General features: G+C 53.8%; 8 protein-coding genes. All 8 read right to left on the bottom strand.

What is annotated here, in order from left to right; genetic code table 11:
• Positions 1-1,104, bottom strand: a 1,104-nt coding sequence (locus MFF22_RS15820; protein WP_238249942.1) for a DUF2827 family protein, incomplete at its 3' end; no start/stop codon positions are given.
• Between the two features lie 10 nt (positions 1,105-1,114).
• Positions 1,115-2,326: a DUF2827 domain-containing protein gene (locus MFF22_RS15815; RefSeq protein ID WP_238249941.1), complete on the bottom strand. Its 1,212-nt coding sequence runs from the start codon at positions 2,324-2,326 to the stop codon at positions 1,115-1,117.
• Positions 2,326-3,459: a DUF2827 family protein gene (locus MFF22_RS15810; protein WP_238249940.1), complete on the bottom strand. Its 1,134-nt coding sequence runs from the start codon at positions 3,457-3,459 to the stop codon at positions 2,326-2,328. Before MFF22_RS15810 ends, MFF22_RS15815 begins: the two co-directional genes overlap by 1 nt.
• A 158-nt stretch (positions 3,460-3,617) precedes the next feature.
• Positions 3,618-4,304 (bottom strand): invasion associated locus B family protein, encoded by a 687-nt coding sequence (locus MFF22_RS15805; protein ID WP_238249939.1) that lies wholly within the window; start codon positions 4,302-4,304, stop codon positions 3,618-3,620.
• Positions 4,305-4,353: 49 nt separating this feature from the next.
• A complete protein-coding gene (locus MFF22_RS15800) occupies positions 4,354-4,602 on the bottom strand; it encodes a hypothetical protein (protein ID WP_238249938.1) in 249 nt (82 codons plus the stop codon).
• A 113-nt stretch (positions 4,603-4,715) separates the two neighbouring features.
• Positions 4,716-5,336: an invasion associated locus B family protein gene (locus MFF22_RS15795; RefSeq protein WP_238249937.1), complete on the bottom strand. Its 621-nt coding sequence runs from the start codon at positions 5,334-5,336 to the stop codon at positions 4,716-4,718.
• Between the two features lie 173 nt (positions 5,337-5,509).
• Entirely contained in the window at positions 5,510-11,560 is a 6,051-nt protein-coding gene (locus MFF22_RS15790) for a YadA-like family protein (RefSeq protein WP_238249936.1), read from the bottom strand.
• A gap of 138 nt (positions 11,561-11,698) precedes the next feature.
• The gene (locus MFF22_RS15785) at positions 11,699-12,037 is read right to left on the bottom strand and encodes a hypothetical protein (RefSeq protein WP_238249935.1); all 339 of its coding nucleotides are present in this window, start codon (positions 12,035-12,037) and stop codon (positions 11,699-11,701) included.
• Positions 12,038-12,544 lie beyond the last annotated feature (507 nt).

Raw genomic sequence — 12,544 nt, 5'->3', positions numbered from 1 at the left:
CGGTCCACGCCGGATGAGTACGATCAGATGGGGATCATCGGCCGTAAACCGTGCGATGCGCTGGCGCTGAAGGGCCGTGTAATCCTCCCACCTCACATCGTGGAACTGTAAGGCCTGCGTCAGCCTCTCGGCGCCCTTCTCGACGTCATGACCAGGATAGTAATACCCCAGATCTCGAATCAGCTCGGCATTGTGGACGAACGGATATCCCTGCCAACAGCATTCCAAATAGTGGTAGTTGAGCGGCAACCCCCACTGATGAGAGACGACGACGTCGGTATGGTCCGCCAGGAAGTAGGGCGTGACGACCCGCCCGATGAAGCTCGCTTTCCCCGCATGGATGATATCGAGATACTGCATCAGGCTCACGAACTCACGGCCGTCGTGCACGAACCGATCCGCATTCGCCACATGGAGAAATTGGACAAGGTCCGGCACCCGTCGGAAGGCCTGCTCCACGATGAAAATCGGATAAAGGCAGAATTTCAAGACATCAATATTCGGCTCAAGGACCGCAATTCGCTTTCCGCCGTTCCCAGGGCGGTACTGCCCGCCATGCGGTAATGGCCGGGTGGCAGCCTCGATCGCCATGGGATCCCACACGAAGGGAATCTCCCGCACGGGACATCGGCGGAGCGTCTGAAAGAAGCCGCGGTTGAGATCGAAGACCTGCGGGATTGCCCAGACGACATCGTATCCCCGGTTCACGTAGATCGAGTCATACAACGGTCGCTGAAAGACTATCGCCTCGATATTTTGGATGTATTCGGGACCGCAGCAATAGCTGACGATCCTGGTTCCCTGATGCTTGAGACGCGCCGTCTGTTCCCAGTCGATCTGTCCACCGAGCTCGATCAGCACATCAAGCCCAGCCCACCCGTCCTCGAAGGGCATGGTGGGATACTCCGCCCGATTCCACGCCAGCTCGGCGGTGATCGGAACCGGGGTGGTGTTGAGCAAGCAGACCCGGTGGCGGTGTCGGGAACGCCGGATCAGCTTGGCGAGATACAGGGCATTCTGTTTGATGCCGTTGAGCCACAGACTTTCGCCCGCATCCCGCAGGCCAATGGTGATGCCGACGGTGAGCGAACGCCTCTCCACCACCCCGCAACCTTCAGAGGGCTGGCGCTAACTGATGACTCAAAACGCCCGCTCCCGCCCCGCGCCTGTCATCGAACAATCCGGCGATCGCCTCGCTGTAGGCGCGCACATTCGCGTCCGATGTCGGATCGAGCTTCGCGATTAACCTGCGTCCGTTGGCGATGTAGGTTTCGAGATCCAGGTCGTGCTGGACAAAGGCCTGCAGGAGGGCCGCGCCCCCATCCTCCGGATCGAAATCCTCGTAGCGATAACCGCATCCCTCGATCAGCGTCGAGTTGTGGATGAGGGGAAAACCGCCATACAAGGCCTCATAGTACAGATAGTTTTGCGCATTTTCCCATTGATGCGAAACGATCACGTCAGCTTGAGAACCCATGATGTCGAAGATGGGAAAACGATCTTCAAAACTCGCCATGCCATTCTTGATGAGCGTAAGCGAGCGCGCAAATCGAATGAATATCTGATTGTTTCGAAGCTCCGCTGTATTAAATACTCGCAACACATCCAAAAACGCAGGATTTCTCCGATACGCATTCTCGCATGCGAGCAGAGGTATATGAGCCGTCTTCACGGAACATATATTTGGTTCGAGGATCGCGGCCCGCCACCGCGAACGACCGGGCACGTAGCGGAATTCGGTATGCCGTCCGCAAGATGCCACCTCACGGTCAACTAATTGAGGCGACCAGAGATGCTGCATGATACGAACCGGCGCGCGCAACCCGGCCTCATAATATCGGGCGCATGTCCGCTCAAACGCAGGAAGGGTCCAGACTTCCTGGTATGGCATGCCTGACATCAACAAACCGGGCGCCAGCTTGAACGCCATGCGCTCCGCGTCGATGATGAAGTCGTTTGCAACACGCATGGCCGCGATCCGGCCACCACGGTCAACGAAGGTCTTTCCCCACTCCACATCAAGCTGCGCGCTCAACTCAACGATGACATCCAAACTATCTAGCGCCTCGGCAACGCCAATCACATCGGCACCGAACTCCCGGGAGAACTGCGATCTATGCCCGCCAGCGCCCGGCCCATCGACGACGATACAACACCACTCCACTTGTGGCGATGCCTTCAACATCTCGATCAGGAAAAAGCAATTTTGGAAGATACCATTTTCCCATAACGTCTGATTTTCGTCGCGAACAAACAATGTGACGCCGACACGGAGGCGATCCGAACGTCCTCGACGACTTTGCGCACGGAGCACTTTTGCGTTCATCACCCCCACTTCTGCTTCGCCTTTTGATTTGTTAAATTAACAAGTCGGCGCGCATAATGGTCTACGTTCGTCCGGGCAGTGGGTGCAAGGGACGCAATAACGGAGCGAGCCCGGTTCTGATAATTTGCCAGATTTCGATCGTGACACATTACAGCATCAAGGAATTGCTTTGCGCCCGCTTGTACATCAGAATCATCGCAATAATAACCAACGTCGCGGAATACTTTAGAGTTATGAATAAGCGGATAAGATCCATACAATGCATCGAGGTAGAGATAATTCTGCTCGCACCGTATCTGGTGGCTCACCACCATATTAGCTCCCCTTCCCATGACATGCGCAAAGTAGTCGCGCCCCATAATGATGGTCTTTTGTGCTTTGTAGAGCGACGAGTTGCTGATGAAATGAATGTAAGCTGAGTGATCTTCCAATACATCGCCATTCAAATGACTGACTTTGTCGATGATCGCTGGACAACTCCGCTCTACAAGATCACAGATAAGATAAGGAATTAATCCCATCTTGATCGGAGATATATTCGGCTCAAATATTGCTGGCCGGACATTCCCATGTTCGAGCGATCCTGGTCTGTAACCAAATTGCAGCGCCCCATCTTGTTCCCTCAACATGGTTTGCACGAGAAATCGAGGCGCCCATAGATACGGAACTTTATACACAGGGCATTGATGAATTGACCGAAGCATTGGCGCGAAGACCATATCTTTTGCTAACAACCAAATTTCTTCGAATCTTTCAGGATCTATAAAAAAACCGTCTCGCCCGAAAACAGTCGGCTCAATCAGCGATACGTAAGGCTGTCCACAAAGATGAAGGATGAACTTGCCGCCACGAAACCGAAAGCGGCTGATCCATTCCGTATCGATGGCACCACCCATCTCGATTGCGACGTCTACGGCGTCATATGCCTCTGCTACACTGATGAGAGGAATTTTGAGAGCGTCAGCATCGGCTCCTTCAGGATGGCTCGCCGTATCACCGCAGTCGATGAGATACACTGCCTCCACGAACGGTATAGCCGCCATCAAACCTGCGAAATGGAAGATGTTCTGAACAAGGCCATTATTCCAGACGTTCTGCCTTTCGCCCGTCATAATCGTGATGCCAATACGCATCGGATTTCCTGCTCAAGTAAGGAATTACGGCATCCTGAAAACAATCCCGCAGTCTTATATCAAACAAAATATCTCCCATTAACACTGGTAAAAAGACATGACGTCGCGCCCTTATATGTACGCGACGTCTTTACAGTTTCCGATATTTCTCGATTTAATTAGCGCGTAGCTAAAAATGCCATCATATTACGGGCTTCCTGAAGTGCAAACTCGACACGCACTTCTCCAATGCCCAATCCCGTCCAAGCTGCTGATGCAGTGGGAAAACTTGCAAATTCATTTGCAAGAGTATCATCCATCTGCACCATTGCAGTGCACAGCGCGGCTTCACAACTAGAATAATCAATACGTCTCGTATTTGCTTGGCCAAACTGCAGGTTTACGCCACTTTTAAGCTCAACGCTTGTCGGAGTCTGTATAGCCAAACTGATTGAATTACTACTTTTGATTACACTCAAAAATATTATCGGTCGACGGTCTTCATTAATTTTAAGTATGTTCATTTTGCCGATACAGCTCCGATTTCCACCAGTCGCCGATGGCGGAAAGCATGTAACGACCCACCCCTGAAACTTTGTCACCTCGTTACCACCAGCACCATTTGGGGTATTTGTACCTGCTGTTTGGACCTGAGGCGCAGCTATCGGCGCCGGCCGCTCTAAAACCTTCACCCTGCTTTTTTCTACACTTTGGCTCGAACGGCTTGGCGCAGCGCTTCGTCTAATCGCATTTGGCTGCACGATTCCATTATCACCGTCTTGTGCATACAACAAATTAATACCCCCAAATAGGGTTAGGCATATACCCGCTATGGTATAGCGCACGTTACAGCCCTTGATATTCATGATATTCTCCGACATTTTTCAAAAAAGCTTCGATTGCTTTTTCGCTGATCTATTGCCCATAAATAACGCGGTATGATGCTCCACGCACAGCATCATTTATTTCACCGGCTTTGGCATCAATACGGATACATTTATGTATCTTTCCGGAATTGTCACCACAATCAATTATGTTGTACACAGACTGCGCCTGTTGTTTCGGAAATAACCACAACATAATAGCTCCACTGAGAGCCAATAAATTGACAGTAAGCGCCACAAATATTAGCAGAAGTATATTTTGCTTCAAGTTACCAAACATTTGTAGCTCCTCGTTTTTAAAGGTCCGACAACCCGCTCCTAACCAGGTCATTCATTGATTTGAGACTTTTGGCGCATCTCTCATTGATTTCTTCAACGAATATTATGACTTAATTACCACGGCGCGGTCGTCCCTCGCAAAACCTCAGAAAATCCATCCCCTTTAACAAAGTACTTGGCTACAAGTATATCTCCTTTGTTCTTTTCTGTTTTCGAAACATGTGCATTATTTGAAATGCTTATTTTGATTTGTTCACCCGAGTTAAGTATGAAGGTAAACCTAGCATCAAGCGGAAACATGTATTTACATCCATTGTCGTATAATGTTGCTTTTACAATACTAAAGTACTGGACCTTCACGACTTTTCCGTCGATCTTAGTCAGCTGATTTGCCTCAACCGCAATATCCTTGCCCCCGGTGATTAAACTCGGGAGAGCAAATACGATTGCCGGAACCCCTGTATCGGTAGTAGCAATGAGTGCGGAACCTGAGCTTTGATTGGATTCATCGATAATATCCGACAGCATATTACAAACACGCCGTTTGATCTTGATAATTTCTTGGCAGTTTGCTCGCCAGCTGCCGAACCGGAACTCACGAGATATAATGGCACCTTCCCTGAATATCGTAGAGTCAATCGCCGGCGTTGCTAACAAATCTTGCCCGTATGAAGTCAAACTGACAGACAGCGACAGCGCTGAAATGAGTGTTGCGGGATAGAGTGTCGAGCGCATGCCGCCATTTAACATGGAGCAGATACGAAAGATAGGTGTCGGCCCTAGATAATACAAAAAAATACTTCAACCTATAGCTTATTCATATTACTCTTGCTACTTTTGCGGGCATTCCAAAGGACCAGATGTTTCGAATTTTGGGCCGGACGCGCGAGCGTCCGGCCCTCAGTCGATTACCAGCTATAGCTCAGTCCAGCGCCAACCCCGAGCTTGTTGATGGTGGGGGTATAAGAAACTGACGCTGTTCCTCTCAAAGAGCCATCCTCAGACGTGAACCCATAACCGACTGCGAGCGCTCCCTGATTGTCATAATAGCCACCGCCAATTCCGATACTCTGGGATCCCGGGTGATCGCTGAATCTCATTTGGCTCATGGCGAACGCAGAAGCGACACCACCCGCTGCGATACGTCGGTTCTTGGTTATCTGCAGCTGCAACGACGATGCTACAGCATGCATATTGTTTTCCAGGTTCGCCAAACCGTTGTCGAGCGCGGTGATTGCGCCGCCAACACTTGAGTAATTTGCTCCGCGAACTTGATAACTTGGCGGAGTGATCGATCCGGAGATCGGATCCATTTTCGCGCCGCCGCCAAGTGCTTCAGCTATACTGTTTCCGAGTGCGTATATTTGACCGCCATTGATCGCATCGCTGGATGTAGCGCCAATCTTGCCCGCTGCGACGTTGTGCAGGACGACAGGGCCCGCTCCTGAGCCAGGCTGTAAATACAAGTCGTTCGAGGTCGACAACGCGCCATTTGTGTCGCCCGTCGTTGTACCACGCCGTAATCCGCTGACTTCGCCATTTGCGACGCTTGTTGAGATCGCAATGACTGTACTGTTGGCACTCGCGAGGCCTGTAGAGAGGGACGATACCCCTGTCGATAGCAGACTCACAGTGCTGGCGGTATTGCTAAGGCCTGTCGAAAGAGACGCTACTGAACTTGAGCCGGATGTTATTGCAGTAGATAGTTGTGCGACTGCGCTAGAAGTTGAACTTAAGCCGGTAGAGAGGGAAGCGACCGAACTAGTATTGCTGTTGGCTCCACCCGGCGTTGTAGATCCAGAACTCTTCGAGCTTGACGCTCCAGTCGAAAGTTGCGCGACGCTAGTTGAGAGCAGTGCTACCGCGCTGGAAGTACCACTCAAACTTGTCGATAGGGAGGCCGTAGCGCCTGCGAGGCTGGACGCGACCGCATAGAGCTGGCTTCCATTTATGGCATCTGTCGACGTCGAGTTTAGACGACCGGCCGCGACATTCTGAATCTGGCGTTCGTTGCCTGGCGAACCAACCGAAACGACGCCGACAGGATTAGTTCCTGCAAAACCACTGATCGTCATCGAGCCAATTGACGTCGAAGCGACGCTGGCAGGAGCGGTTGTCAGTGCACCGTCTCCCAAAGCAACGCTACGGGCCACCGATGCGTTTGAACCTGCACCTATCGCGACGCTTCGTTCCGCCAAAGCTTGCACATTCGAACCATCGCCGAGCGCTACGGCGCCAGTTGCCAATGCGTTACTCAGGTTGCCGAGCGAAATGCTCCCAGTTCCGTTGGCGATCACGCGATTACCAAGTGCAACAGCACCATCACCGGTCGCCGAACTATTGTACCCCTGTGCGATAGCTCCTTGCCCAATCGCTGTTACTGGATCGCCTATTGCTACAGCTCCCGCGCCTATCGCTCGATTGCCGGAACCGATGGACACCGCTGACCCGCTGTTACCGCCGTTTGCTGATGCCCCATAGCCGATGGCGATGTCATTAGTGCTGCTAGCCTCCGTCTGGCCACCGATTGCAACGCTATTGACGCCTATGGCCTGGGCAAGCTCCGTTTCATTTCCGCCGATTGCTGTCGCACCATGACTTTGGGCCAAAGCGCCCGCACCGACAGCAGTCGTATAACCGGTCAGCGCCTTGGCATGCAGACCGATAGCGACGCTGGTCGTCGTGGCCGCATTAGATCCTTCGCCAAATGCGACCGTATGGACAGCGACCCCATTTGCTCCGGAAGCTAGGACCAAAGCATCCACCGTGCTCGTCACGCTGTACAGCTGGCCCCCGTTCACCGCGTCCGTCGAGGTCGCGCTGATCGTCCCCGCCGCCACGTTCGTGATCTTCTTCGCCGACGCCGTCCCGTGGCTCGCGTCGTACGACCCCAGGCTCGCGTTCCACTGCAGCGCGTCCTGCTTCAGGCCCGCCACCGTGCTCGACGTCCCGCTCAGGCCCGTCGACAGCCGCGCCACCGCGCTCGACGTCCCGCTCAGGCCCGTCGACAGCGACGCCGTCGTGCTCACCGTCGTCGACGCCACCGCGTAAAGCTGGCTCCCGTTCACCGCGTCCGTCGAGTCCGACGTCACCCGGCCCGCCGCCACGTTCTGGATCTGGCGCTCCGCCCCCGGCGAACCCACCGACACCACGCCCACCGCCGTCGAGCCCGCGAACGGACCGTACGTCGTCCCGCCGATCGTCACAGACGGCACGCTCACCGCCGCAGACGTCGTCGCATTAGCGCCTAATGCAAGACTATTCTCCACTGTAGCTTGCGCTTGGTAACCAAGCGCCACGGCGTACCTTGCATTTGCTTGTGCGAACGGACCCACCGCTATCGCGGAAAACGCATTTGCGTTGGCGTTAGTGCCCACGGATACTGCAAAATTCTGGAAAGCACCGGAGTTCCCTCCAATTGCGACAGAGGCATTTGCAAATGCATTTGCTCCCCCGCCAATTGCAACACCATAGCCATGCTGCGCATTAGCATTTTCTCCGATCGCAACGTCGTCGGTTTCACCCGTATTAGCAGACGCGCCGATCGTGACAGAGCCCCTCAGCCTGCCGGTCGCGTTATTTCCGATGACAACTTCATTATCCCCAAAACCATCGCCTGAAACATCCAGAGCACGCGCATTATTGCCAATAGCAATAGACGCTGTATTTTGAACCTGGCTATACTTCCCGATGGCCACGCTGTTGACGGCTTGCGCCATCGCGCTTGCGCCTAACGCAGTTGCCCCGTCGGCGGACGCATTTGCAGTTGCGCCGACCCCGGTCGCATTGGCGGACATCGCCGTCGCGTTCAGCCCGATCGAGACCGCTCCCGACGGCGCCCCGGTCGCCCCCTGACCCAGAACAACAGAGGGTCCATTGCTCGAACTGCCTCCGGCTGACGAAAGCCCCGCCACCGTCGAGGCTACGGAATACAGCTGGCTTCCATTCACCGCATCCGTCGACGTCGCCGTAACCTGGCCTGCGGCAACGTTCTGTATCTGACGCTCTGCTCCCGGCGTACCCACGGACACCACGCCCACCGCGTTGGTGCCCATGAAGTTATTGAAGGTCATGCTCCCGATAGTGACAGACGACACACTGACCGCACTGGCGGTCGTCGCGTTGTCACCCAGCGCCATACTGGACCCCAGAGAGGCATTCGCATTTCTACCTAAAGCAACAGCGTTGGAGCTAGTTGCTCTAGCACCATAACCAATGGCAATGGCATCGTTACCATCTCCAGCGCGAGCGGCCTGACCAATCGCAATGCCTTCATTACCAGTCGATTTACTCGCCATCCCCAACGCGATACCATTGGGTCTGCTGGCGACTGAGTTGGTTCCGATCGCTATAGTATATATACTCGCGGAATTTGCCGCCTGTCCGATAGCAATTGCTTGTCCTCTACTCGCGGTAGATTGGTAGCCTAACGCCATACTGCCGGCATTTGTTGCATTGGCACCATAACCTAACGCTAGTGTGCCATCTCCATCTGCTACAGCGCTATATCCCAACGATGCCGCACCGCGGCCTTTTGCGCTAGTACTACCTACGGCAAGAGCTGGCGTACCGCCGTTGCCTTCTGCCGAAACGGACGCACCGATAGCGATGTCGCCCTGATAGTGAGCGAGCGCAGTGTTTCCAATTGCTATGCCATTTTGAGCAGCAGCGGTTCCGCCAATTGCTATTCCTCCAGTTGCGAGTGCAGTTGAAAAGGCACCGATGGAAATCGCAGTTTCATCGAGGGCGTTCGCTTGGTATCCAAGAGCCACACTATTCAGGCCTGAAGCTGTCGCAGCTGCGCCCATTGCCGTCGCATTTGCGTTGGAAGCTGCGGCCCGCGCCCCCACGGCGGTGGCATTAGTGAACATAGCCTGCGTGTTCAGCCCGATCGAGACCGCTCCCGATGGAGCACCTGTGGCACCCTGGCCAAGGATCACTGACGGACCATTCGTCCAGCTGCTTCCCGATCCACCACGCGACGAGAGATCAGCCACCGTTGACGCAACGGAGTACAACTGACTTCCGTTCACCGCATCCGTCGACGTCGCCGTCACCTGACCCGCGGCTACGTTCTGGATCTGCCGCAGTGATCCTGCCGACCCAACCGACACCACGCCCACTGCATTGGTGCCCGTGAAGTTGCCGAAGGTCGTGCTGCCTATCGTGACAGATGACACACCCACCGCATTGGCGGTCGTCGCGTTGTCACCTAGCGCCACGCTGTGCGACACAGACGCGTTCGCTGATGCCCCGAGCGCGATCGCCGACGTGGCAGCGCCCATTGCGCCAAAGCCAATTGCAATCGAAGTTTCGAAGTTAGCTATACCTCCAACGCCCAATTCAGTTGCGCCTGAAGCGAAGGCACTACCTCCAATAGCTGTCGCCTGATCGCCGCTTGTCTGGGAAAAAGCGCCGATAGCAATGTTTGAAGCGTTCGACGCCTTGGCATTATAACCTATAGCCGTAGAATATAAGCCGATCGAGTTTGACTGCTGACCGACAGAAACACTGCCATCTCCACCAGCTGATGCGCTATAGCCAAAGCTAGCTGCGCCCATACCGGCAGCGTTTGCACCATAGCCAACTGCAGTTGCCTGCTGGTTTCCAGCATTCGCGTTCGTCCCTAAAGCCGTACCCTGGTAAACCGCACTACTCGCACGACCAAAGGCTACCGCACCAGAATCGCTAGCGGCCGCGTTTGGACCGATCGCGACCGGCTCTTCAGAACCGGACGCGGGTTGGCCAGGCACAGTAGCAAGCGCACCCGACCCAATTGCGATCGCTGCGCCAGATTTGCCATCAACTTTTGCAGAGTCACCAACCGCAATAGCACCTGAAACATTCGCGTTGCTTTGATAACCTATAGAAATTGCACTCTTGCCAGCAGACTTTGCTTGATATCCCAGAGCAATTGCACTTATCGCCGACTGGCCACTGGAAGTACCGTCCGAAGTCGCATAGCTTTGAAAGCCCAATGCGATCGCGCCGGAGCCGTACGCCTTAGCGCTATAGCCAAGCGCTACCGCACCAAGTTGAAGCGCGGCATCAATATAACCAATCGCAACCGCTCCACCCTGTTGGGTGAGGTTCGAAGGAACGACACCGGTTGCTCTGGATGCGTAACCGATAGCCACGTCGCCCTTGGTTTCCGCAGTTGCGTTACCGCCGATTGCGACGGAGAAGTCGCCCTTTCCCGCAGCCATATTTCCAATCGCGACAGCAAAATTTCCGCTGGCGTTCGCTGAATAACCAACTGCGGTACCATATTGAGTAGTCGAGGCGTTCTCTCCCAGAGCCACCGATTCTTGCCCATTGGCACGCGCCAGAGCGCCTAACGCCAGACTGCCCGAGCCGAACGCATTTGAGCTGTTCCCGATTGCAATCGCATTTGTCGACAGAGACCGAGCATTATCTCCTAACGCAATACTGTTGTCGAACTGCGCAAAAGATTTGTAACCAATCGCGACAGAGGCGTAGCCGTTCGCATTCGATGTATCGCCAATGGCGATAGTCTCATTCGCCAAAGCATTTACACGTTCGCCAATCGCTACAGCGTTTGCACCGGTTGCATTGGAGTAATCTCCAACGAGCCATGCTCCTATTCCGGTTGCGCTCGAGTACGTACCTCCATCGACAGTCGCCCCTGCTTGAGCGGACGAAAGTCCGGCGATTGTCACCACGCCGATGCCAGCCGACATAGACATGACTGCGACCGCACGGGCACCGAGCGCCCCGAGCCTCGACTGCCTTCCAAACACAACGTACAGCGAAGACAAACGCAGGGCCGCCATAATGCGCCTGCGCATTCCATCGGTGAGCGCGCCGCGAATGCCGACCGCAAAGCCGACATGCGCGACCAAGCCGTTTCTCCGGCCGGCGCCCCGATCCTTGCGCTGCGTGTTCATCAAGCCGTTTCCCTGTCCCTGCGCCATTTTCACAGCGTAACTATTGCTCATTCCGGTCGTCGGGCGTATAGTAGCAATCGCCTGATGATTATCTCAATACTTCTTGATTTCAGTTCCGGATCTTTTCTATTGGCACCTATTTAGATGCATAAAATAGATTGGATCTAGAACTTAAGACGATGCCCAAATTTACCCGTTCTTCTCGGGAGCATTTGCCGAATGAGCAACGCCACGCAGCCACCAGCCTGACCAGACAAGAGCCGAAGCGAAAACCGTGACGGCCAGGCCGATCAGCCCTTCGCCTCGCACGAAAAGCCCCATGACGAAGCCCGAGACTGAAGCCGCGCCCATCACGGCGAGCGTCACTCCGGGATCACCCCCCTCATGGGCGACGACGCATGCATCATGCTCATTCGTCTCGCCCTGGCCCCATTGGCGCTTCCTGACGTCGCCTTCCTTGGAATTCGCAGCCGAACCTCTTTCACGTGCAAAGCGCACCGAAGAGCGAAGCAGATCTTCCGCGTTCATCCGCAACACTCCATCCTTAATTCCGTCGCACGAAGACACAACCGAGGAGTTTCCTTGGAAAGAAACGCAACTGACGGCTTTGTGCTAGAAGATAATTCTTGGCATTCTCGATTCCCGACGAATCTTCCGTTGTCAACACAGCAGGCGGTCAAGGTAATTACACCATTACAACTTGAGATAGCATGTTTTTAGCGATGTCAAATCGATAGCTTCTAATATTTATTAAATCCAAATCGACTTTTTGCTAATACACCAGATCTATGCTAGACTTTTAGTGTTGATTATAATATTTTGATGGTGCGCACTAATTTAAGTGCGGCGCAATCTAATATAATTCGCAGATCCGATTCTGTTCTTGTTGTGAGTATACTGCCCGCGTACATCTGCGGCCATTTTGCTTTAAATTAAGATTTATAGGCATGTTAACGATACGAATAAACACACTCCGATCAGCTTTAAAAATATGCGAGATTTAAGATCAAAAATTATATTACCGCTTTTTCCTAT

It is taken from the genome of Methylobacterium persicinum (assembly GCF_022179525.1).
Taxonomy (GTDB): Bacteria; Pseudomonadota; Alphaproteobacteria; order Rhizobiales; family Beijerinckiaceae; genus Methylobacterium; species Methylobacterium persicinum.
Note: the sequence above shows the minus strand (reverse complement) of the source record. Positions and strands in the feature narration are given on the sequence as shown.